Raw genomic sequence first — 23,285 nt, forward strand, 5'->3', positions numbered from 1 at the left:
GTTAGTATAGGCTTCCTGTGTTAACGATTGGTTGAGCATCATGATTGCCGCAAAGAACAACTAGTAAGTTAGAGACCATCGCAGCTTTACGTTCTTCATCAAGTTCTACGAGTTCTCCTTCGTTTAAGCGTTCTAACGCCATTTCAACCATTCCAACAGCACCGTCTACAATCATCTTTCTAGCGTCAATAATTGCAGAAGCTTGTTGACGTTGAAGCATTACTGCAGCGATTTCTGGGGCGTAAGCAAGGTAAGTGATACGTGCTTCGATGATTTCAAGACCTGCATTTTCAACACGTGCTTGAATCTCATCGCGAATACGTTTTGCAACGACTTCACTTGAACCACGTAAGCTACCTTCATCGGCAACGCCATCACCCGTTGTGTCAACGTTTGGAGCTACATCATATGGATAGATGCGCACGATATTACGAAGCGCGCTATCACATTGAAGAGATAAGTATTCTTTGTAGTTATCTACGTTGAAGACGGCTTTAGCTGTATCGACCACTCTCCAAGTAACAGCAATTCCGATTTCTACAGGGTTCCCTAGGCAATCGTTAATCTTTTGACGAGTGTTATTTAACGTCATAATTTTTAGAGAAATTTGATTTTTTAAGGCGTGTAAGTTCGCTTCAACGCCGCCTGTAGTGGTAATTGTGACCGGAGTGTTTTGACGATCGACGTCGCCGCTTTGGCCTAATTTTGTTTTCGCAGCAGGGTTTACAGCCACGCTAAATGGATTTACAAAATAGAAGCCAGGTTCCTTAATACTTCCTGTGTACTCCCCAAAGAGCGTCAAAACAATCGCTTCTTGAGGTTTGACAACTTTTAGTCCTCCAAAAAGGACAAGACTGCTGATAAATACTAGAATGCTGAGGAGAATACAAAATACTTGAAGCCCGTCGTTTCTAATCAATGCAATTGAGGAAATAAAGCCCACAACTGAAAGGATTAGGAGAAGTAAAATACTAAACAACGCAGCAAAACCGTTAGACTTTGTTTTTAAAATTTTTTCGTTCATAAAAAAGACTCCTTTGTCTATTTGATATCTAAATGATATCACTCTGAAATCCGAAAAGCAATATAATAAGGCTGATAGAAAATAAGTTATTAGATTCACAAAATGTTGTAAAGAGTAATTATTTATGGTATCATTTAACAAAAGCGGGAGGAAGAACAATGAATTCAAATAAAAAGAGAAATTTAATTCGTAAACTTGTGGGACTTACAGCTTCGATGGCTATCGCGAGTATATTTGCACCATCAACGCCATCAATTACACAAGTTGTATTTGCTGAAGAGGCGCCTGCAGTAACTTATAAAGTAAAATATAAATTTATAAGTAGTACGCCTGGAAAAGAATTACCTCAAAGAGTATTGGATGTATTACCTGGAGACGAAGAGTATCCTGTAGGTAGTTTAGTTCAACCAACAACTGAATTTAAAAAAGTAGTTGGTGAGGGAATACCACGCCAAGTTGTTGAAGGAGAAGGGTATTGGGTTTTCCAAGGATTCGATTCAGACGCTAGAACAATCAAAAACGGGGATGTAGTATTTACAGGTAAATGGAAGTGGTTTGATTATATTGATTATTCATATGTAGTTGGTGGACCAGTATTTGTTCCTTTGCCAGAATCAATGATAAATGAAGCAGCCAAACTTAAAACAACGCGTATTTCTTATGCGGATTTTGAAAATCATGTTGACATTCCTGAAAACTTAAAAATTATTCAGAAACTAATGAACTGGAATGAAGCTACTGGTAAGTACGAACCAATCATTGTGAAAGATGACGATGCGCAATGGGAATACCATCCGAAACCTGACCCGGCAGGAGACGGGTTGCGGGTAGAGTTAGATTACAATAAGAATTCGAAATTCCGCTATGACTTCCCAAAAGTTCAAGAATTTCTTAATCTTTATTGGCAACCAATACCTCGTAACGTGGAATATGAATTTGTTAGTGGAACCAAAGGCAAAGAGATTGAAGGAGTATTAGATCACTTAAAACCGTTTCACAAAGGAACTTACTACTATTATTATAGAAATCTAAAAGAGTATAGTGAAACGAAGATTGTTGCTGAGCAACCAAAGCAAACTACTTTTTACGATTCTACCAAAAAAGGAACGTGGACATTCGTTTCATATGATGTAACAGAAAAACTTCTTAGTGAGTGGGATCTTAATGGATGGAATTTAAAATTCACTGGTACATGGACGTTTGTTGCTGACGAAGAACCAGCGCCAGAAGAATCAACAGAAGAACAAAGCAATCAAACGGAATCAACTGATGAAAAATTAGAAACAACAGAAGTTCCAACGACTCAAAAGGAAGCAAATGTAGAACAACCAGAATCAACAGAAGTGCAGACTTCGGAGAAAGTAACAGAAGCAGAACTACCAAATACAGGGACAACAGGAGTCCTAACAACAGTTATAGTGGGAGTTTGTATAGCGTTGAGTGGGTTCGGATTATTTGCTCAAGGTCGTCGTAAAGAGGGCTAATGGATTCTCTTAGTGCGAATTACAATAGAAATAAAAACCCCTTCTAAGTAATAATCTTAGAAGGGGTTTTACTTTTTAGTGATGCTATCAGTAACTTCGCTATACACCACATTAAGATTATCTCGAATCCTTTTCAAGTTACTATAAAACAAGTAATAAGATGAACGTTACAATTGCTAGTCCACCTTGTTTCCAGATAATGCTAATTTGGCTAGTAAGTCCGCCGTATACTGCTACGACGATGATATTGAAAAGTAAGAATCCGACCAATTCTTTAGAACCAACGATTAATCCAAAGACTAATCCTACGGCAATCATCAAGTTGTAGACACCTTGATTTTTAAAGAGCGTCGTAATATTGGCATTCTTCAATGTTTCAACACTCATATTGAAGACGCGGCTTGTGGCTTCTGAAGTCGTTTGGAGTGTTTCCAAGTAGAAAATATACACGAATTCCAGTGCAACGAGGGCCGTTAAAATAGTAATAATGATAGACATTTGTCTTCCTCCTTTTTATTGAACAGAAAAGAGTATACTCTGCTACTTTAATAGAAGCGAATGATATGTCTTGAAAGGGCGAAACATTGACGGAGTGCACTCAATATGCTATTCTATCCATTGTATAAAAAAGAATCACTACGATTTAGAAAGGAGAAAGGCATGAGTTATATTTCAGTAGAACATCTTTCTTTCTCATATGAACAAGAGACAGTACTTGAAGATATTAGCTTTACAGTGGAACCAGGTCAGTTTGTGATTTTGACTGGGGAAAACGGAGCAGCGAAGTCTACTTTAGTAAAAAATATATTAGGACTCTTAACACCAAAGAGTGGGAAAGCCACGATTGCAAAGAAAAATAGCAATGGCGAGAAGTTATCGATTGGATACGCTCCGCAACAGATTTCTTCTTTTAATGTAGGGTTCCCATCAAACGTGTATGAACTTGTGGCGTCAGGTCGTTACCAACAAGGTCGCTGGTTCAAAAAATTAAATGCAGAAGATCATGAACATATCGAACGCTCTCTCAAATCCGTAGGGATGTGGGATCAACGTAATAAACGTATCGGAGATTTATCAGGAGGGCAAAAACAACGCATCTGTTTAGCAAGAATTTTTGCGACAGACCCAGATTTATTCGTCCTCGATGAACCGACTGCCGGTATGGATAAAGCGTCGCGCGAGAGATTCTATCATTTATTACACCATGCATGCGCTCATCACGGGAAAGCCATTTTAATGGTAACTCATGAGGAAGAAGCGCTTGAGCAATACGTGGATAAACATATCCATCTGCAACGAAAGGAGGATTCTCCATGGAGATGTTTTTCTATGGTTTCATGCAAAGAGCATTCATCTCAGGAATAGCGATGGCTTTTATCACGCCAATTCTTGGATTGTTCTTAATTCTTAGAAGACAGTCACTGATGGCCGACACCTTGTCGCACGTATCCCTTGTTGGGGTAGCGCTAGGATTTCTTTTGGGGATGAATCCAACACTCACAACGCTGATTGTGGTAATTATCGCAGCAGTTTTCATCGAAGCGATTGGAAAATACTTTAGAGGATATTCTGAAATTACCGTTGCGATTCTCATGTCGGGAGGAATGGCGATTGCCCTCATCCTGATGAATATGCAAAAAGGACGTTCAACGCTAAGTGTGGACCAGTTCTTATTCGGGTCAATCGTGACGATTACAAATGAGCAAATGTGGATTATGATTCTACTAGCAGTTGTTGTAGTGGGGTTATACGTGATTTTCCGTAAACCACTATATGTATTATCATTTGATGAAGATACAGCGATGACAGCGGGATTACCCGTTCGCTTGATGACAAATCTCTTTACGATTATCACAGGGGTTGTGATTGCAGTGATGATGCCAATCGCAGGGTCACTTCTAGTGTCAGCCGTTATTGTATTGCCAGCATCGATTGCGCTTCGAGTGAGCAGTAAGTTTAATGGCGTGATTATCGGCGGAATTATCATCAGTCTGATTGGATTCTTTGCAGGACTTTCAGCTTCCTATATTTACGAAGCACCTCCGGGAGCTGCGATTACATGTGTGTTCCTTGTAATCTTATTTATCTCATTTATCGTGAGTGCCTTCCGTAAAAAAGCATAATGAACAAAGCTTACCATTTATTTGGTAGGCTTTTTTTGTGGAATCAGTTTGACGAAAATGATGAGAGGGCGTATAGTAACTTTCATAAGATTATTTGGAGGACAAGCATGTGATTATACAGGCGTTATCGAGTATGGTGACGATACTTGCGGTCATCGCGCTCGGCTATCTCTTGCAGGCCAAGGGATGGTTTAAGGAAGGATTCAGCAAGAGCATTGCGGATTTGATTTTGAAGATTGCTTTGCCAGCGTCCATCTTTGTTTCAGTATTAAAATTTATTACAAAAGAACAACTCGTGAGTTTCTTTGGAGCGAGCCTTTATCCATTGATTGCGGTGATTTTAGGCTACATCGTGGCATGGGGTGCAGTTATCGTATTCAAAGTTCCAGTTGGAAGACGCGGAGTCATGCTCAATACATTCGTGAATGCGAACACAGTTTTTATGGGGCTGCCGCTCAATCTTTCTCTTTTTGGAGAAGAAGCGATGCCGTACTTCCTGGTTTACTACGTCATTAATACATTGTCGATTTTTACTGTGGGAACTTATGTCGTAGCGATTGACCGTCCTGATGGAACCAAAAACAAAGGAATCGAGTGGAAGAGCCTTTGTTCGCCCCCGCTTATTGCGTTCTTGGTGGCGTTAGCAGTTGTGGCACTTGGAATTCCAGTTCCATCATTTGCACAAAATTCCATTAGTATAGTAGGAAGTTTAGTAACGCCATTGTCGCTTATGTATATCGGGATTAACCTTCAACAAAGTGGTCTTGGAACGTTGCGAATCGACCGCGATACATTCCTCGCATTAGCAGGGCGCTTTATTATTTTCCCAATGTTAATGGTATTGGTGTTACTTGTTGGAGGAGCGGATAATCCCTTATTAAAAGAAACCTTTATCATTCAATCGACCATTCCAACGCTTGTGATTATGCCAATTTTAGCATCAGAAGCTAAAGGAGATGTCGATTTTGCGACGAATGTGGTGACGATGACAACTATTGCTTACTTAGCAGTATTGCCATTGTGGTCGTTATTTCTATTTCTAATTTAACGCAATTACCATATATGGTAATTGCAGCATACACAAAAAAGCGAAGAACCAATTTGGCTCTTCGCTTTATTTCATTTTATCTTATAAAAATTCATGCTTATCAAAGAAGTTACCAAGTTCTGCTTTGATTGTTTGTGCTTCAGTATCAATCTCTGTAATCTTGATGATTGAAGAGTAGTCTGTTACGTTGTGGTTTGAAACCCCTGATTCACAGAATACAACCGCACCCGCTGTTGTTGAATCAAACTCTTGGATAAGGCTACGCATACCGTTAATGGTACCGCCAGCTTTTAAGAAGTCGTCGACGATTAATACATTTGATCCACTAGCTAATGTACGTTTTGATAATTCCATTTTCTCAACGCGAGAAGAAGAACCTGAAACGTAGTTAATACTTACAGTAGAACCTTCCGTAATTTTTGAATCACGACGTACGATAACGAATGGTACGTTTAAGTAGTTAGCAACTGTTTGTGCGATAGGCACCCCTTTTGTTGCAACAGTCATAACAGCATCAATTTTCTTATCTTCGTAAGCAGACGCAATCATTTTCCCTAAATCATGTAATACATCTGGTTTTGCAAGTAAATCAGAAAGATAAATATATCCCCCTGGCAATAGACGGCTTGCATCGTTCATTTGCTCTCTTAGTTTTTCCGCAGCAGCTAATGCTTGTTCGCGTTTGATTTTCGGAACAAAAATCACGCCCCCTGCAGCACCTGGCACTGTGCGAATAATCCCTACACCTTGCTTTTCAAAAGTCTTCTTGATGATAGCAATATCCTCACTAATAGAAGATTTTGCGGACTGATACAACGCTGTAAATGTTGTTAATGAGATTAACGTATGTGGGTTATCTAATAGACGTTGTGTCATATCGATTAAACGTTCACTTCTTTTTAATTTCATTGCCTCGTCCTCCTTTTTTTGTTTAAGACACTATTATAGTATACACAAAAGTACGGAAATTACAATTTTTTAAACCTGTAATATTCGGGAAAACAGCAAATAAAACCTTGAAAATCAAAAGAATGTTCCTAATTTTATTAAGAAAAGCTAAAAATTAGTCTTCTTTCAGGAAATCTACGTCACTATTCCTAAAAATAATAAAGAAAAACGAGCCTCATTAGGCTCGTTTTGTTATATACGTTTGAGTTCGATACCGACAACGCCATATTGTGCTTGTTTTTCCTTCGAATAGTAAGTCAACATATCATCGGGATGTGCGTTCTCCACGTCATGTGGAGTATACCCACATTGTAGTAGCGGAAGTTTTTCATACAGTTCTCTAAAGTCTTTAAAGACATGCAACTGAATCACTTCGCACAGTGTTGTTTGCGAAGCATCTTCGGTATTGGTAAATCGAATGTGATCTCCAATGTGAATCGATTGGCGTTTTTCATCGTAGAGACGAAGTTCAATCGTTTTTTGACCAGAAGCAATGGAAGCGTACGGTTTTGGGAAAAGAGTCATCTCATGACGCATGACTAGTTCTCCTTGTTTAGTACGAATTTTTCAACTGCCACAGCAACGCCATCTTCATCGTTCGTTGTGGTCACGAAGTTGGCGATTTCTTTAATCGAATCAATCGCATTTCCCATCGCAACGCCAAGACCAGCGTATTCAATCATGTCACGGTCGTTCTCGTGGTCGCCAAGACACATCACTTCATCGCGTGTAAGGCCAAGTTTATCGGCTAGATGATGCACGGCTTTTCCTTTGCTCGCTTCAGGGTGAATCACTTCGAGGTAGAAACCTGCGCTACGGAAGATGTTGTAACGGCTCTTGAAGTCGTCAGAAAGATTTGGAATTAATTCTTCTAGCACTTCAGGTTCATCCACAAACATGATTTTGACGAATTCTTTGTCCGTTGGAATGTCTTTGTATAATTGGTGCACGATTGGCATTCCTACAAGTTCACTTTCATGAATCGAGTATTTGCCGACTGTTTCTGTTGGAACGTAAATCGCTTCTTCGTCGATGGCGTGATAGTGCACATTGTATTTTGTAGCGTAGTTGTTCACGCGCTCTAAATCATCATGTGTCATTGAGAAACGCACGAGTGCTTTTTTCGAACCCGTTTGTTGTACCAAAGTTCCATTGTAAGTCACGACATAGTCATGGTCGTTTACTAAGTCAAGTTCTTGAAGCAATCCTTCTACACCAGGATATGGGCGTCCTGTACAAAGAACCACATAGACTCCTTGTGCGCTTGCAGCGTTTAAAGCAGCCTTTACTCGTGGTGTGATTTCGCGTTTTGAATTGATAAGTGTGCCGTCGATATCGATGGCGATTAATTTGATAGCCATAGTTCCTCCTTGAAAATTGTTGAATAGCGTTAAGTAGTGTTTTGAGCTGGATAATTGGACGTCTTTTAAATAAGAATCTGAGCAAAAATACAATGCTTAATTAACCATTACGGAAATCTTTCGGAGAGCTCCGTAAAATATGGAAAACACAATATACCTTATAAGGTATATTGTGTTTTTTTATTTATAAAAAGTAATTGGTAGATGATGCTCACATCCTGTGTAGTTGAACTCGGGCTCACAGGACTGACGTCCACTTCCCGAAACGTACGCAGAACGTTACACGTTCCTTCCGTCGTTTCGGTCCAGTGATTCAGTCCTGAGCGTTCGCCCTCGTATCCTGTTATTTCATCTGATTAGAAAACACGTCTAATTGTGCAGCGATATTTTGAAACTCTGCATAGTCGTCCATGAAGAGGCCGTTTTGCATTTCGCCGCTGACCATTTCGCGAGGGAAGTAGAGGCGTTCGTCACCACGTACTTTTCCGGAAATGGCATCTACAATCGAACTTACTTGAGACAACTCGACCATATTGCCATTGCGTTCGACAAGCTCGATTTGCGTTCTTGGTTTAATCGAATCTGGGCGATAGAAATCATATGGTAAGTCGAAACTGTTGTTAATTGCAGTGTAGTACTCTGGGTCGAATCCAACTTCTTCTACGATTTGTTTCATACGTTCGATTTGAGCGCCATCGTTTGTACGGTTAAATGGCACTGATTTAAACGGACGACGGTTAATGAAACGATCGGATAAGTCGCTTAAGATGGCATCTTCTTCTAGTAACCAGTGAGAGAAGTATGTGTTTAACACGCCATCATCGAGACGTAAGTAGTCTTCCAATGTCCAAGTTCCTTCGAAGAAAGGTTTCAAGAACGTTGCAGAGTGTCTTAATGGATTCGATTCTGAGTTGTAGCAAGCCGCAGCGCGTTTCAATAAGTGATTTAACACGACTTCCATCCCACGAGAAACTGGGTGGAAATACACTTGCATGTACATTTGATAACGACTCACGATGTAATCTTCCACCGCGTGCATTCCTGAATAGGTAAATGCAATGCCGCCTTTATATGGACGAATCACACGAAGAATACGCGTAAGGTCGAATGTTCCGTAGTTTACCCCTGTGAAATAAGCGTCACGAAGCAAGTAGTCCATACGGTCTGCATCGATTTGGCTTGAAATCAATTGCACCACTTGAGGGTTTGGATGTGTTTTTTGAATCACGCTGGCCACTTCTTGCGGGAAAGTAGAAGAGACTTTACGTAAAATCTGGTTTACTTCTGTTTCTTCAGACAAGATAATGTCGATGGTGATTTGTTCGTGGTTCGTATCAAAGATTTTCTCGAAAGTGTGAGAGTATGGTCCGTGCCCAATATCATGCAAGAGGGCCGCGCAGAGCACAACAAGGCGATTGCTGTCGTCCCATAGGCCATCTCCTTCTTCTTCTGTTGCGTAATTACGCGCAAAGTTGTCGCAAATACGACGGGCGATTTCATATACTCCTAAAGAGTGAGAGAATCGTGAGTGTTCCGCTGTATGGAAAGTATACATCGAAGCTCCGGTTTGTTTGATTCTGCGGAGTCGTTGCATTTCACGACTATTAATTAATTCAAGAATAATTGGATGTTGCACGTGGATATAATCGTGTACTGGGTCACGAAATACTTTTTCACGTTTAAATGCTTCAGTCATGCGTTTGACGCCTTCTTTCGATTAGATTGTGAATTATACTCATAAGCACTTTCAGTTTATGCTATTTTCGGTAGAAAAGCAAGAGGGGTAACCGTTTAGAATGCTTTTATACCGCGTTTTTTGACGAATTATTGTCGTTTCACAAAACGCTCGAGTGCTTTTTGGAAATCTGGAGTGTGAAGAAAGTCTGTTTCGTTCTCTTCCAGCGTGCATCCAAGCTTCGTTAATGCCTGCAAGACGCGGACTTGAACGTCTTCAATCGTGAGGTCGATTCCAAGCGCGTCGCTAATATTCCACATGCTATCAGCGTTGACTTCTGGGAAATGCCATTTCGTTTCTTCGCCTTGAAGTGCGTGGTCATAGAAATCACGAACAACACGGCCACGACGGTTTTGGTCACCGTAGACACTGAGGTAAATCGAAACACAGACAACATCTTTCAATCGGCGTTGTGCAATCCCGGCAATTTTACGCTTTTGAATGCTTAAGTCATAGTCTCCTGGGCAGTAGGAGTCTGCCACTTCAAAAGCTTGAATCCCACCAAGGACCGCTGCTTCTGGGAAAGTCTCTTGGATGAGTTGTTGCATCCATTCGTAGGCTTCGTTAATCGTAGGCATTTGTTTATTTTTAAAGAGAAGGCTGATGTTTAAGATGCCTTCGTTACTCACAACGGCCAGTCCACCTGCTTGGCGCACAACTGGCGTAAAACCATGAGTACGCAGTCTTTCAAGTCCTTGTTCCAGATAAGGCACTTTTGTATCGGTCATCCCAAGAATCACGATATCTTCAAGCGTCCAGAAGTGAACGAACGGGCCATCTTCTTCCTTTGTCAGATGACGAATCAGCGTCTCATCGAGCGCAAATGGCGTTAGCATCTCTTCTAGTTTTTCAGTTTTTGGAATTTGCGAGGCAACCAATTGGATGGTTTGCTGCTGAATAGGTGATTGAGTCATACGATTCTCCTTTAGAGTTCTTCGTGTTTCATTATAACAAAAGTTCGCGTGACGGTCGTGTTAGAGGCCGTTTTTAAGCTATTTCTTAGGAATTTATTAAGTAAACATCAAGAATCGTAAAAATTACTAGCAAAAAACTTATATTTTTAATACGATAAGGTAGAAAAAGAATGAAAAGAGGGAATGCTCATGAAAATTTTAGTAGTAGATGATGATCGCGAAATCGTTGAATTATTGACGATTTACTTAAAGAACGAAAATTATGAAATTGTAAAAGCCTATGACGGGAAACAAGCCCTTGAAAAATTAAAAATGTATCCAGATATCGATATGATTATTTTGGACATTATGATGCCTCGCTTAGACGGAATCTCAGTGGTGCATGAAGTGCGCAAAGAAAATGCACAATTGCCAATTCTATTATTAAGTGCGAAATCAACAGATATTGATAAAATCCAAGGCTTAACAAATGGTGCCGACGACTACGTTACAAAACCATTTAACCCACTTGAAGTCATTGCGCGTGTGAAATCATTATTACGCCGCTCAACGATTACTCAAGAAGGCCCAGCTAACGAAGAAATTACCATCGGACCTTTAACGATTAAGAAAGAGTCTCACCAAGTGACAACAACGGATGGTACTGAAATTCAATTAACAGTATTAGAATTCGGAATTCTATACTTACTTGCAAGCCATCCAAACCGCGTATTTAGTGCAGATGAAATCTTTGAAACGGTATGGCAACAAGAAAGTATCGTTTCAACGAAAACAGTTATGGTACACGTAAGCCACCTTCGCGACAAGATTGCCGAAGCGACTGGCGGAGAAAAAGTCATTGAAACAGTATGGGGAGTAGGCTACAAGATTGAAGACAAATAATAAAAAAGTTCTTCACCTTCGAAAAGTCAAAAACGAACCGACACTCTTAACACTTACGCCAAAGGAAATCAGCGAACTCGTACTAGAAGGAATTGTGACGCTGTGTATCGTGTTCCTCTTGTACTTAGGAATTCTCGTGATGGTCAGCCAATTGATTAACGAGCCAGGATTCATCTCAGTTGAGTTCTCTGCTCGTGAAGTATGGCATATCGAGCGCGAACAAATTGCGTTCTATAAAAACATCTTTACGATTACATCGGTCGTTTTTGCAGTGGCATTTACTTACTGGCGCTTGATGCGAAGATACCAACAAATGCAGTTAAACCATATTTTGGAAGAATTGCATTTGATTGCGGACGGACAGTATGACCGACGAATTCCGTTCAGACTCTCAGGAGACATGGGACAAGTTGTGAACTCGATTAACCGCTTGGTAGATTCGACCGTAAACGCGTTAGAGGACGAACGTGCGATTGAGAAGTCGAAGGACGAATTGATTACCAATGTATCGCATGATATTCGTACACCATTGACGTCGATTATCGGGTATCTCGGATTGATTGTAAATCAGCCAAATGTCGAGAGCGCTGATGCGAAACGCTATGCGGAAATCGCGTATTCGAAGGCGGAACAGATGAAATTACTCGTGGACGACTTATTCGAATATACGACGACGCGTCCAAATGGAGCACCGCTTAGACTTAATGATATTCCAATCGTGAATTTCTTAGAGCAAGTGGCAGCGGACTTCGAACTCGAAGCACAAAAACGCAAGATGGCGATTGAAGTCTTGCCGAATAACCGCGATGTCGTGCTTGAACTCGATGCCGAGAAAATGGTGCGCGTGATTAATAACCTGTTATCGAATGCGATTAAATACGGCCACGAAGATTCTGTCATCACGATGGAAGTATTAAGAAATGATGGAGTCGTGACAATTGCCGTTCGAAACGCCGGAGATCCAATTTCGAAAGAAGTGTTGGAACAACTCTTTGCACGTTTCTACCGCGCAGAAGCATCCCGTTCGAAAGAAACAGGCGGAACCGGACTTGGTCTGGCGATTGCCGAAAACATTGTAAAGTCGCATGGTGGTATGATGTATGCTGAATCTGAAAATGGTCAAACAAGCTTCTATGTTTGCTTGCCAGAAGAAAATCAAGGTTCACTGAAACAATTTAAAGAAAAACTCAAATAACCAGAAGGAGGCAGAAATGCTTTCTGCTGGTTATTTTTATTCGCAAAAAGGCCCTAGAGTTGATACTATGGAAGGGACGTAATGGAGGGAAAACAATGAAATTAGCAACGTGGAATGTGAACGGAATTCGTTCTGTATTAAATAAAGGGGCTCTACAAGAGTACGTATTAGAAAGTAATCCAGATATTTTATGCCTACAAGAAACAAAGGCACAACAAGATCAAGTGGAACTTGGCATGGAGTTTAGCGAGTATGATGTGTATTTCAACTCAGCTGTGAAAAAAGGCTATTCTGGAACGGCCATCTTCACCAAAGTAAAACCACTGTCGGTAACATATGGCATCGGCATCGAAGAACATGACCAAGAGGGACGTGTGATTACAGCCGAATTCGAGAAATTTTACTTAGTGACGGTCTATACACCAAATGCAAAACGCGACTTATCTCGTCTAGCGTACCGACAAGTATGGGAAGATGATTTTCTCGCATATATTAAGAAGCTAGAAGAAACAAAACCAGTGATTTTCTGTGGCGACTTAAACGTGGCTCATAAGGAAATCGACTTAGCGAATCCAAAAACAAATGTGAATAACGCCGGATTCACCAAAGAAGAACGTGCGAAATTCGACCAAGTTGTCGCAAACGGCTTAGTGGATGCGTTCCGCTACTTACATCCTGATACAGTGGGGGCGTATAGCTGGTGGAGCTACATGGGTGGTGCTCGTGCACGAAATATCGGATGGAGAATTGACTATTTTGTCGTGTCCAAATCTCTCGCACCGCTTCTAAAAGAAGTCGACATTCGTAGCGATGTCACAGGAAGCGACCACTGCCCGGTAGAAATCAAAGTGAAACTATAAGAACGTTTGTTCGCGCGCAGAAAGTCTGATACAATAGAGGTATCGATTAAAAAAGAGGTATAGAAATGGCAAAAGACCATATTTTCGTGCATGGTGCACGATCTCATAATTTAAAAAATATTGATGTGAGCATTCCTCGTGACAAGTTTGTCGTGATTACAGGACTATCAGGGTCAGGGAAGAGTTCGCTTGCGTTTGATACATTATACGCAGAAGGGCAACGTCGTTATGTAGAGAGTCTATCTGCATACGCACGTCAATTTTTAGGGCAAATGGACAAACCAGACGTGGATAGTATCGACGGTTTGAGTCCAGCGATTGCCATCGACCAAAAAACAACGTCCCGTAATCCGCGTTCAACGGTTGGAACGGTGACGGAGATTAATGACTATTTACGTTTATTATATGCGCGTGTGGGAAAACCTATCTGTCCAAATGATGGCACGCCGATTGAAAGTCAGTCCTTAGAACAAATGGTAAACCGCGTCATGGCGATGCCGGAAAAGACTAAGATTCAAGTGTTAGCGCCTGTTGTCGTTCAGAAGAAAGGCGAACATAAGAAAGTCTTCGAGAAGATTCAAAAAGACGGCTATGTGCGTGTACGCGTGGATGGCGAGATGCATGAAGTCACTGAAGAATTTAATCTCGAGAAGAACAAGAAGCACAATATTGAAATCGTCGTGGACCGTATCGTCGTGAATGATAAGAGTCGTTCACGTCTATTCGATTCGATTGAAGCGGCTCTTCGTTTAGCAGAAGGCTATGCGATTGTCGATGTGATTGGTGGGGAAGAACATCTCTTCAGCGAACACCATTCATGTCCTATTTGTGGATTTACGGTGGGCGAATTAGAGCCACGTCTATTCTCGTTCAATGCGCCGTTTGGAGCGTGTCCTGAGTGTGACGGTTTAGGGTCGAAGCTTGAAGTCGACTTAGATTTAATCGTTCCAGATAAACACTTAACGCTGGAAGAAGGAGCGCTTGTTCCTTGGAATCCAATTAGCTCGAATTATTATCCAACGATGCTGGAGCAATTTTGTAAACAGTTCAAGATTCCGATGAATATTCCATTTGAGAAATTGACGCAGTCGCAAAAGAATATGGTGTTATACGGTTCAGGAGATGCGACCTTTAAGTTCCATTATGAAAATGAATTTGGTGGCGTGCGTGACGTGGAAATTCCTTTTGAAGGAGTAGCCGTCAACGTAGAGCGCCGTTACCGGGAAACCAATAGTGATTTCACGCGTGAACAAATGCGCCAATATATGAACGAATCAGAATGTAAGAAGTGTCATGGATTCCGTTTAAATGAACAGGCGTTGTCTGTCAAAGTCGGAGGCAAACACATCAGTGAAGTGTTGGCACTGTCTGTAGATGATGAGATTGATTTCTTCAAAGACTTAAACTTATCTGAAACTGACGAGCAAATCGCAGCTCCAATCTTAAAAGAAGTAAGTTCTCGTTTGAAATTCTTACGCAATGTTGGCTTGCAATATTTAACATTGAGCCGTGCTGCTGGAACATTATCAGGGGGAGAAGCGCAACGAATTCGTTTAGCGACTCAAATCGGTTCAAACCTTTCAGGCGTCCTCTACATTTTAGACGAACCGTCGATTGGACTTCACCAACGTGACAATGACCGCTTAATCGAGTCATTGAAGAGCATGCGTGACCTTGGAAATACCTTGATTGTCGTAGAACATGACGAAGACACGATGCGTGCTGCGGACTACTTAATTGATATTGGTCCAGGTGCGGGTGAATTTGGTGGCGAGATTATCGCTGCAGGCACTCCAAAAGAAGTGGAGAAGAATAAGAAATCACTGACAGGGCAATATTTAGCAGGGAAGAAATACATCCCAGTTCCAGATGAACGCCGCACAGAAGATAAGGGCTGGATCCATTTAGAAGGCGCTGCGGAAAATAACTTACGCGGTATCGATGTGGATGTGCCACTTGGACGTTTTGTGGCCGTGACAGGGGTATCGGGTTCAGGGAAGAGTTCGCTTGTCAACAGCGTATTGAAGAAAGCCTTAGCGCGTGAGATTACCCGTACGAAGGAAAAACCAGGGAAGTTCAAGAGCATTTCTGGATTTGAGAGCCTCGATAAGATTATCGATATCGACCAAAGCCCAATCGGAAGAACTCCACGAAGCAACCCAGCGACGTATACAGGTGTATTTGACGATATTCGTGATTTATTTGCGACTACAAACGAAGCGAAAATCCGCGGATATAAGAAAGGACGCTTCAGTTTCAACGTGAAGGGTGGACGATGCGAGTCATGTAAAGGGGACGGCATTCTGAAAATCGAGATGCACTTCCTGCCAGACGTATATGTGCCGTGTGAAGTGTGCCATGGAACGCGTTATAACTCTGAAACGCTCGAAGTGAAATACAAAGGAAAGAGTATCGCGGATATTCTTGAATTAACAGTTGAAGAAGCGGTGGAATTTTTCCAAGCCGTACCAAAAATCAAACGTAAATTACAAACAATTAAGGATGTTGGACTCGGCTACGTAACCCTTGGCCAATCTGCCACAACGCTCTCTGGAGGGGAAGCGCAACGGATGAAGTTAGCCAGCGAACTCCAACGTGTCTCAACAGGCAATACCTTCTACGTTCTTGATGAGCCAACGACTGGGTTGCATACAGACGACATCGCACGTCTACTTGAAGTGTTGAATCGTTTAGTCGAAGCCGGCAATACCGTACTTGTCATCGAACATAACTTAGATGTGATTAAGACCGCTGACTATATCATTGATATGGGACCGGAAGGCGGTAGCGGTGGTGGACTTGTTATTGCGACAGGGACGCCTGAAGAAGTGGCGAAAGATAAAAACAGTCACACGGGTCGTTATTTAAAACGCGCATTGGAAGCAGCCGCATCGCATAAAAAGAAGTAGAAATTTACGAGAAGAGATAGTTTGAAGAAGCCAGTTATGCTATACTCAACATAGATCATTTCTCAGGGGGAAACTTGAATGAACATGAAAGAATTAGTCGGCAAGAAAGCCGCCGAATATGTAGAAAGTGGAATGACGGTTGGTCTAGGAACGGGTTCGACAGCCTACTATTTTGTAGAAGAAATCGGTCGACGAGTAAAAGAAGAAGGGCTTGAAATAGTGGGAGTAACGACTTCCCTAGCAACGAAGAAACAAGCAGAAGCGCTTGGAATTCCGTTGAAGAGCGTGGATGAAGTGGATTATATCGATGTCACAATCGACGGTGCAGACGAAATCGCTCCAGATTTTTCAGGAATCAAAGGTGGCGGCGGTGCGTTATTATTCGAAAAAATCGTTGCCGAGCAATCAAAGAGCGTCATCTGGATTGTAGACGAATCAAAAATGGTCGACTACTTAGGTCGTTTCCCATTACCAGTGGAAGTGGTGCCTTATGGGTCAGAACAATTATTCAAACGTTTTGAAGCGCTAGGATACAAACCAACTTTCCGCGAACGCGACGGAGAACGCTACTTAACCGATAGCAAAAACTACATTATCGACTTGGATGTCTATCCAATTAAAGACCCAATCGCATTTGGAGAAAAAATCAAAGGCATGACAGGCGTGGTAGAGCAAGGTCTCTTCACAAACATGACAGATATCGTGCTTGTAGGAACTCCTGATGGGGTTGTCGTAAAACAATTCTAAAAATTAACCGCTTAGAGTCAGCATGGATGTGCGATTCTAAGCGGTTTTTGTTATAGTGTATTTTTAATTTTTTGAATCTCTTCTTCAGATAATCCGGTGTGTTTCATGATTTCTGTGATAGGAAGATTCATTTTAAGAAATGCCAAAACTTGACCTTCTTTAAGTCCAGCTTCTCTAGCGGTCTCTTTGGCATATTCGATTGTTTTCCAATAGACTTCTTCGTATTTTTCCATTTGTTCCGCCATCTTCATTTCCTCCGAATCTAAATTATAGAAATCAACAACAGCATAAGCGTCTTGAATTTCTTTGGATGCTTTTGCCGTGATTGTACCATTTTTAAGGAAATTTCTCCACGAATCGTAAAAGCGGTTTTTGATTGGAGTAAACCGTGTCGAATTGCACACGGTTAATTTTAAAGGATGATGCACTTTTTCAATTTGTGTTCGAATATCAAGGCGGAGTGTGCTATACTAGTAAAGATTTAGTATTGAAAGGATCTGATGAAATGTCATCATTCATGGAAAAAAGAAAAGGATTGGTGTGTACATTTGCCATTGCGGTTGTCTCAGTGATGCTTGATAAACTATTCCCAGTCATCGGGAGTGCGGTATTTGCCATTATTTTAGGGATGGCCTTAAACCAATTTTGGAAAATCCCAAGTGATTTTAGACCGGGGATTAATTATTCAGCGAAAAAATTATTACATTACTCCATTATCGCGCTAGGATTTACAATGTCGTTTGCGCAAGTGAGCCAAACAGGTGCATCATCGTTCCCAGTGACGATTGTGACCATCTCGATTGCGTTTCTAACAGCGCTACTTGTAGGAAATTTCTTCAAATTGTCTCGTCCACTGAAGATTCTTGTTGGTTTCGGGACTGCGATTTGCGGGGGATCTGCGATTGCGGCAGCTTCACCGATTATTAGAGCAGAAGATGATGAAGTCGCGTTGTCAATTTCAACCATTTTCCTATTCAACGTCATCGCGGTATTCCTATTCCCATTCTTAGGACATATGATGGGCATGGACGCGTCGCAATTCGGACTTTTCGCAGGGACAGCGATTAACGATACATCAAGCGTGGTTGCAGCCGGCGCAAGTTACAGTGCAGAAGCGTTAGAAATCGCGACAATCGTGAAACTTACTCGTGCGTTGATGATTGTTCCAGCCTGTCTCGTATTATCATTTGTCGAAGCACGTCGCATGAAACAAGAAGGACAAAGCGTTCAATGGAAGAATATCGTGCCAATGTTTATCATTTGGTTCATGGTCGCTTCCATCATTACAAGTGTGGGATTATTCCCAAATTCCCTTGTACCGTATGCAAAATTAGCATCTAACTGGTTGATGGCGATGGCTTTAGCAGGTATCGGTATGCAAGTATCCTTCCAACAATTCAAAGAAGCAGGGGCAAAACCAATCTTAACCGGTTTAGCTACTTGGTTTATGGTGACTGTCACTAGCTTAATCATGCAGTACTTCGTTTTATAGAAAGGACGCCGTATGAAAAGATTATTGGGACTCGGGTTTTGGATTAGTGCCTTGTACTTTATCTTATATACGAAAATTCCAGTGCTACAAGCTTTCGTGAATACACCAGTAGGACCGTATGTGCATGTGGCGATGGTCGTTTTACTGATTGTGGGAATTTTCTTCTACGTACTGCGCATTATCCATTACTTATTTTTCCCGTAAACATAGAAAAGAGCTTAGGCAATCGCCTAAGCTCTTTTTGTGTTTAACGTTGTGCAAGATGTTTCCAATCAATCCCGCGGGCGTCACACCAGTTTTGGATGCTTGGTGCGACCACGATAGGGGCTTGTTGGAGACTAGAAATACTATTAGCACCGACAAGCGTTAAGATTGTTGTCAGTTGCTCTTTCCATGTTTGAACCGTATGGATGGCGTCTAGAAGGGAGTCATCTTTACGTACGAGATGCAACATTTCACCAGACATTCCGACAAGGCTGGCTCCTAGCGCGAAGCATTTGGCCATGTCCATTGGCGTTTTCACGCCGCCGGAAGCGATGATTGTGGTGCGGCTTCCTTGGGCTTCCATGAGCGACGTCAAGGTCGTTTGTCCCCAGTCTTCAAGGAAATCGAGTTTATCTTCCTTGCGACGGCCGTTTTCGATTTTGGCGAAATTCGTACCGCCTGTACCGCTAATGTCAATAGCGGCAACTCCGATACTCTCTAGTTGCGCAATGGCTTCACGGCTAAATCCGAATCCGACTTCTTTGACGATGACGGGAACGGCACTTGTTTTCACGATTGCTTCGATGTTTTTGAGCCAATTGCTAAAGACGCGGTCGCCTTCTGGCATCACGAGTTCTTGTGCACGGTTGACGTGAATTTGAATCGCGTTTGCTTCGATGAGTTCGACGGCGCGTTTTGCGGCTTCGGCGTCGTAATGCGCACCAAGGTTCGCGAATAGGATGCCGTTTGGATTTTCCTGGCGAATCACCTTGAAACTTTCCGCACTTTCAGGAAATTTCATCGCGATACTCATCGAACCTGTCGCCATTGCCATGCCTGTTTCACGAGCCAAGATGGCTAAGCGTTGGTTTAACGCAGTCGTGAGTGGACTTCCACCCGTGATGGCGTTGATGAAAAATGGAACGTCGAAGGTGAGTCCGGCGAGCTTTGTCTTTAGTGACACATCAGCCACATCGACGGTCGTGAAGGGATGATGCACGAAGCGCGTTTCTACGAACTCGGGAGCGCTCGTTGCACGGTATTGTTGGTTCGCATGACCTACGTGCTCGTCCTTTCGATTCATTTGTTGTTGAAATAAATCCATCATTAATCTCCTTTACCAGGCTTCAGCGATGGTCAGCGGAAGCACTTGAATTTGAGCCTTGGCCCATTGGTTTTCGATTTGTTGTCGTTGAGTTTCGTTTTGTGTAAAGCAAATACCGCAGTCGCCACCACCAGCGCCTGATGTTTTTGCGCAAGCACCGACTTGTTCTGCAAGGTCGCAGAGCGCTTGGAGTGCGGGTGTTTCGATTTCTAGCTGCATCACTTGTGCAAATTCATTTAATAGTGCACGGTTAGAACGAATGCCTTCTTGTAAGGCCGGTATGTCTTGTTTGTTCCAAGCACTTTGTAGGCCTTGAACGATGGCGTGACTCTTTACAAGAAATTCCTTGTAAAAGGCGCTATCCGTTGCCACTTTCCGTTTCTTATCAGTGGCTTGAATGAGTGAATCGGTAATCGCGACTTGTCCCGTCCATCCTACTAAGAGGGTGAAGTCTGGGATTTCTGGAAGACGTTCAATCAAGAGGTCTTTCCAGTCAGCATCACAAATTTCTTTGATAGTTTGGCTTTGTAATTTTACGAGTAAATCGCTTCTGTCTGGACTTGTGTAATAGACCATTCCTCCAAAAGAAGAGGCGGCGATATCTCCAAAGGATCCACGTTGGGATAAGCGGAGATTCGTTAACACACTCAGCTTATAGACGAGTAGAGATGTGCGCGGAGTCTTGTAAAAATCAAGAACGGCTTGAATCGTTGCGACTACAACGGCACCACTGGAACCAAGTCCATATTTAATACCACGCTTAGCGTCATCGAGTTCACTTGTAATCGAAAGCGAGTAGAGGGCAAATGTTTCTTTGCCGGCTTCGCGTACATACTGTTCCGCGACCAGAATCGCTGCTTCGACTAGTTTATAGGGATGCTCTCCCTCTGCACGGAATAGTTCTCCCTCGCGAGTCCATTCCACAACGACATCTGGATTTTGCGTAGAGGTTAAGGTTCCTACACTAGTAGCTTCGTCGATTGTGACGGTTAAGTAGCGCGATACCGCTACAACAATGGCACCGTGTCCGGGTTCGACAACCGCATATTCTCCGGCGATAAAGAGTTTACCGGGAGCTTTTGAAGTAATCGTCACGCGCTCACTTCCCTTCAAAAGCGGCAAGAGAAGCGTTCCATTCGTCTTCTGTCAATGTACGAATACCTTCTCCTGGAAGCGTAGGGATGAGTTTTTCACTCGGGAATACTTTGCCAAGGTCTTCCATAATCGTTGGAATATCACTCGCATTGCAAATCACTTTGACGTTTGGCCCAGCATCCATCGTGAAGTAGGCAGGAATGCCTCGTTCTTCTCGAATTGTGCGAATCGTTTGTTGGGCGATAATACTCTCCGGTTCGAAATAACAGAATGGAGGGTTACTTGCCAGCATCGTAGCGTGCATTTTCATGCCGTTAAATTCCGCAATAGAACCGATGCGATGAATGTCGCGGTCCTTGATGGCCTCTTTGATGTCGGCTAAATCGGTCGCCGCTGAAGTGACCCAACCTTCGTAAAATGGAGAAGTAGAAACGGTCAATTCCATGCCGGCGCGACTCGAAATTTTCTTCTCGGCCGCACTCACGACGATAATAATCATCCCGATGTCAAAGTTCGCATCGTCGACAGGAATCGCCATACTGTTCTCGTTGGAGTCTCCTTTATTCCATTCGACAAATCCGCCAAAGAGACTACGAGTAGCACTGCCGCTTCCACGACGCGCGTAAGTCGATAATTGTTGGGCAGGCAACTGAAGGCCTGTCGCCTCGTTCATCGCACCTGCTAGTGCCGCAAAGGCGGAGGCAGAGCTCGCAAGGCCTGCAGCTGTTGGTACGAAGTTTAAGCTCTCGACACGAGCACGACGCGTATCTCCTGTTTCAGCGCGGAACAAGTCTAAGAAACGCGTGATTTTGGCCGTTGCCGCTTCGTCTTGTTTGGCGCCATTAAGATAGAATTCATCTTCTGTTAAAGCGTCTGTGAGTTCGACTTTAGTATCGGTATAGAAGGCTTCGAGGGTCAAAGAAAGGCTACTATTCATCGGAATGAAGAGCTCCTTATTTTCCTTGCCCCAATATTTAATCAGTGCGATATTCGTATGCGCACGCGTGATTCCAATGTTCGATGTCATTTGGGTTTCTCCTTTTTCGCCAGCGACTGAATCCAGACCGCCTGCGCTCCTTGTTTCATGAATTGTTCTTGTAAATGAAGGGCGTCTTCCTCGGTTTCAACGAGGGCAATCATGCATCCGCCAAGGCCGCCGCCTGTGACTTTTGCCCCAAGTGCGTTGTTTTGATGGGCTGTATCGACGAGTGTATCGATGACGTCATGCGACACGCCGAGTTGTTGGAGGCGCTCATGATTTTCACTCATCAGTTGCCCTAGTTTTTGAGGGTTTTGTTCCTCGATGGCCTCTTTCGTTTCATTTACGATAGCGCCAATCGATTGAACCGCATCCGCACCTGTCTCTTGTGTAGTAGGGTCGATGATGCGTTCTTGCAAGGTGCTGACATGATGCACCGCTTGCTTCGTATTTCCAGTCACACCCGAATCGGCAATCACGAGGTACGCTGGCATATCGAGGTGGAGCGTTTGTAGTTCTTGTTCTTTTTGGAAAAATACAGGACGCGTCCCGCTCGTTGTCGCCGTGTCCACGCCGCTCGGATTTCCATGCGAAATGGTTTCTGCGCCTTGAACGATGTCCCATAAGGTTTCTTCAGGAAGAGTCGCATTCAAGAAATCGAAAATGGCACGCACCACCGCAACGCTGACTGCAGCACTCGAGCCCATTCCACGTTCTGCAGGAATCGTTGATTCAATCGAGAGCGTAAAAGTATGAGCCGTCACTTCTTTTTCAGAGGCTACTTTGAACGCTTCGCGAATCGCAAATTGCAGCCCTGCCATTGAAGTAGGCATCTCGTTTACGTTACCTGTATAAAGTTCACATTGAATCATTTGGCCTTCTTTTGCAGCGACGATATCCGCCTTCACGTAAACCGCGTCAATTGGCAAAGCAATCGCTGGTTCGTGGTACACAACGGCATGCTCACCGGCTAGAATAATCTTCCCGTTTGCCAGGCCTGTTCCTGTTTGTGGTTTCATACGACAAATCCTTTCCTTATATTCACTTTTCATTCTACTAAATCCACGCCCTTACGTAAACAAACACGGCGATTTCATGGGAAAAACTTAAATTTATAAGAAATAGAAACCGTGTTCAACTTGTGGTACAATTCAAGAATAGGACTCAGTAGCTGAAGGAG

At 42.7% G+C, this 23,285-nt stretch carries 23 protein-coding genes; 11 read left to right on the forward strand and 12 right to left on the reverse strand.

Annotation, left to right across the window (positions count from 1 at the left end; translation table 11 throughout):
• Nucleotide 1: 1 nt before the first annotated feature.
• Nucleotides 2-1,024, reverse strand: coding sequence for an SPFH domain-containing protein (locus tag ADH02_RS07200; RefSeq protein WP_048783731.1), 1,023 nt, complete (start codon nucleotides 1,022-1,024; stop codon nucleotides 2-4).
• A 158-nt stretch (nucleotides 1,025-1,182) separates the two neighbouring features.
• Between ADH02_RS07200 and ADH02_RS07205 the strand changes: the two genes are divergently transcribed.
• Nucleotides 1,183-2,508 (forward strand): SHIRT domain-containing protein, encoded by a 1,326-nt coding sequence (locus ADH02_RS07205; RefSeq protein WP_048783732.1) that lies wholly within the window; start codon nucleotides 1,183-1,185, stop codon nucleotides 2,506-2,508.
• A 141-nt stretch (nucleotides 2,509-2,649) separates the two neighbouring features.
• Here the strand turns inward: ADH02_RS07205 and ADH02_RS07210 are convergent, their stop codons facing one another.
• Nucleotides 2,650-3,006, reverse strand: coding sequence for a DUF1304 domain-containing protein (locus ADH02_RS07210; protein ID WP_048783733.1), 357 nt, complete (start codon nucleotides 3,004-3,006; stop codon nucleotides 2,650-2,652).
• Between the two features lie 162 nt (nucleotides 3,007-3,168).
• On the opposite strand from ADH02_RS07210, the gene ADH02_RS07215 reads away from it, so the two are divergent.
• The 3 genes from ADH02_RS07215 (at nucleotide 3,169) to ADH02_RS07225 (ending at nucleotide 5,679) form a co-directional block, all read left to right on the forward strand.
• Complete coding sequence (locus ADH02_RS07215; RefSeq protein WP_048783735.1) at nucleotides 3,169-3,873, forward strand: metal ABC transporter ATP-binding protein; 705 nt, start codon at nucleotides 3,169-3,171, stop codon at nucleotides 3,871-3,873.
• Complete coding sequence (locus tag ADH02_RS07220; protein ID WP_048783737.1) at nucleotides 3,822-4,631, forward strand: metal ABC transporter permease; 810 nt, start codon at nucleotides 3,822-3,824, stop codon at nucleotides 4,629-4,631. Before ADH02_RS07215 ends, ADH02_RS07220 begins: the two co-directional genes overlap by 52 nt.
• Nucleotides 4,632-4,740: 109 nt before the next feature.
• Nucleotides 4,741-5,679, forward strand: coding sequence for an AEC family transporter (locus tag ADH02_RS07225; protein WP_239681751.1), 939 nt, complete (start codon nucleotides 4,741-4,743; stop codon nucleotides 5,677-5,679).
• A gap of 81 nt (nucleotides 5,680-5,760) precedes the next feature.
• Here the strand turns inward: ADH02_RS07225 and purR are convergent, their stop codons facing one another.
• The 5 genes from purR to ADH02_RS07250 all read right to left on the reverse strand — a co-directional run bounded on the left by purR (nucleotide 5,761) and on the right by ADH02_RS07250 (nucleotide 10,637).
• Entirely contained in the window at nucleotides 5,761-6,588 is an 828-nt protein-coding gene (gene purR, locus ADH02_RS07230; protein WP_048783741.1) for a pur operon repressor, read from the reverse strand.
• Nucleotides 6,589-6,819: 231 nt separating this feature from the next.
• On the reverse strand, nucleotides 6,820-7,164 hold the full coding sequence (locus ADH02_RS07235; RefSeq protein WP_048783743.1) for an ASCH domain-containing protein: 345 nt from the start codon (nucleotides 7,162-7,164) through the stop codon (nucleotides 6,820-6,822).
• 2 nt (nucleotides 7,165-7,166) lie between these two features.
• Nucleotides 7,167-7,988 (reverse strand): sugar-phosphatase, encoded by an 822-nt coding sequence (gene yidA, locus ADH02_RS07240; RefSeq protein ID WP_048783744.1) that lies wholly within the window; start codon nucleotides 7,986-7,988, stop codon nucleotides 7,167-7,169.
• A 343-nt stretch (nucleotides 7,989-8,331) separates the two neighbouring features.
• Nucleotides 8,332-9,684: an HD domain-containing protein gene (locus tag ADH02_RS07245; protein ID WP_048783746.1), complete on the reverse strand. Its 1,353-nt coding sequence runs from the start codon at nucleotides 9,682-9,684 to the stop codon at nucleotides 8,332-8,334.
• Between the two features lie 128 nt (nucleotides 9,685-9,812).
• Nucleotides 9,813-10,637 (reverse strand): lipoate--protein ligase family protein, encoded by an 825-nt coding sequence (locus ADH02_RS07250; RefSeq protein ID WP_048783748.1) that lies wholly within the window; start codon nucleotides 10,635-10,637, stop codon nucleotides 9,813-9,815.
• Nucleotides 10,638-10,826: 189 nt separating this feature from the next.
• Between ADH02_RS07250 and ADH02_RS07255 the strand changes: the two genes are divergently transcribed.
• The 5 genes from ADH02_RS07255 to rpiA all read left to right on the forward strand — a co-directional run bounded on the left by ADH02_RS07255 (nucleotide 10,827) and on the right by rpiA (nucleotide 17,230).
• A complete protein-coding gene (locus tag ADH02_RS07255) occupies nucleotides 10,827-11,519 on the forward strand; it encodes a response regulator transcription factor (protein WP_048710937.1) in 693 nt (230 codons plus the stop codon).
• Complete coding sequence (locus ADH02_RS07260) at nucleotides 11,506-12,714, forward strand: sensor histidine kinase (RefSeq protein WP_048783749.1); 1,209 nt, start codon at nucleotides 11,506-11,508, stop codon at nucleotides 12,712-12,714. The genes ADH02_RS07255 and ADH02_RS07260 overlap by 14 nt, the downstream gene beginning before the upstream one ends.
• A 95-nt stretch (nucleotides 12,715-12,809) precedes the next feature.
• On the forward strand, nucleotides 12,810-13,574 hold the full coding sequence (locus ADH02_RS07265; RefSeq protein ID WP_048783751.1) for an exodeoxyribonuclease III: 765 nt from the start codon (nucleotides 12,810-12,812) through the stop codon (nucleotides 13,572-13,574).
• A gap of 65 nt (nucleotides 13,575-13,639) precedes the next feature.
• Complete coding sequence (gene uvrA / locus ADH02_RS07270) at nucleotides 13,640-16,483, forward strand: excinuclease ABC subunit UvrA (RefSeq protein WP_048783752.1); 2,844 nt, start codon at nucleotides 13,640-13,642, stop codon at nucleotides 16,481-16,483.
• Between the two features lie 78 nt (nucleotides 16,484-16,561).
• Nucleotides 16,562-17,230 carry a ribose-5-phosphate isomerase RpiA gene (rpiA, locus tag ADH02_RS07275; protein WP_048783754.1) on the forward strand — a complete coding sequence of 223 codons (669 nt, stop codon included), beginning with the start codon at nucleotides 16,562-16,564 and terminating at the stop codon, nucleotides 17,228-17,230.
• Nucleotides 17,231-17,280: 50 nt separating this feature from the next.
• On the opposite strand, the gene ADH02_RS09595 is transcribed toward rpiA, so the two are convergent.
• The gene (locus tag ADH02_RS09595; protein WP_192831709.1) at nucleotides 17,281-17,475 is read right to left on the reverse strand and encodes a hypothetical protein; all 195 of its coding nucleotides are present in this window, start codon (nucleotides 17,473-17,475) and stop codon (nucleotides 17,281-17,283) included.
• Nucleotides 17,476-17,735: 260 nt separating this feature from the next.
• Between ADH02_RS09595 and ADH02_RS07285 the strand changes: the two genes are divergently transcribed.
• Entirely contained in the window at nucleotides 17,736-18,722 is a 987-nt protein-coding gene (locus ADH02_RS07285) for a YeiH family protein (protein ID WP_414717663.1), read from the forward strand.
• Nucleotides 18,723-18,734: 12 nt separating this feature from the next.
• On the forward strand, nucleotides 18,735-18,926 hold the full coding sequence (locus ADH02_RS07290; protein WP_048783756.1) for a hypothetical protein: 192 nt from the start codon (nucleotides 18,735-18,737) through the stop codon (nucleotides 18,924-18,926).
• A gap of 43 nt (nucleotides 18,927-18,969) precedes the next feature.
• Here the strand turns inward: ADH02_RS07290 and fni are convergent, their stop codons facing one another.
• The 4 genes from fni to mvk are packed head-to-tail and all read right to left on the reverse strand — an operon-like array spanning nucleotide 18,970 to nucleotide 23,124.
• On the reverse strand, nucleotides 18,970-20,034 hold the full coding sequence (fni, locus tag ADH02_RS07295) for a type 2 isopentenyl-diphosphate Delta-isomerase (protein ID WP_048783758.1): 1,065 nt from the start codon (nucleotides 20,032-20,034) through the stop codon (nucleotides 18,970-18,972).
• Nucleotides 20,035-20,043: 9 nt separating this feature from the next.
• Nucleotides 20,044-21,126, reverse strand: a complete 1,083-nt coding sequence (locus ADH02_RS07300; protein ID WP_048783760.1) for a phosphomevalonate kinase — start codon at nucleotides 21,124-21,126, stop codon at nucleotides 20,044-20,046.
• 4 nt (nucleotides 21,127-21,130) lie between these two features.
• Entirely contained in the window at nucleotides 21,131-22,153 is a 1,023-nt protein-coding gene (gene mvaD, locus ADH02_RS07305; protein WP_048783762.1) for a diphosphomevalonate decarboxylase, read from the reverse strand.
• Nucleotides 22,150-23,124, reverse strand: a complete 975-nt coding sequence (gene mvk / locus ADH02_RS07310; RefSeq protein ID WP_160312870.1) for a mevalonate kinase — start codon at nucleotides 23,122-23,124, stop codon at nucleotides 22,150-22,152. Before mvk ends, mvaD begins: the two co-directional genes overlap by 4 nt.
• Between the last annotated feature and the right edge of the window lie 161 nt (nucleotides 23,125-23,285).

Origin of the sequence: Streptococcus sp. 263_SSPC (assembly GCF_001071995.1) — a bacterium.
Classification (GTDB): Bacteria; Bacillota; Bacilli; order Lactobacillales; family Aerococcaceae; genus Granulicatella.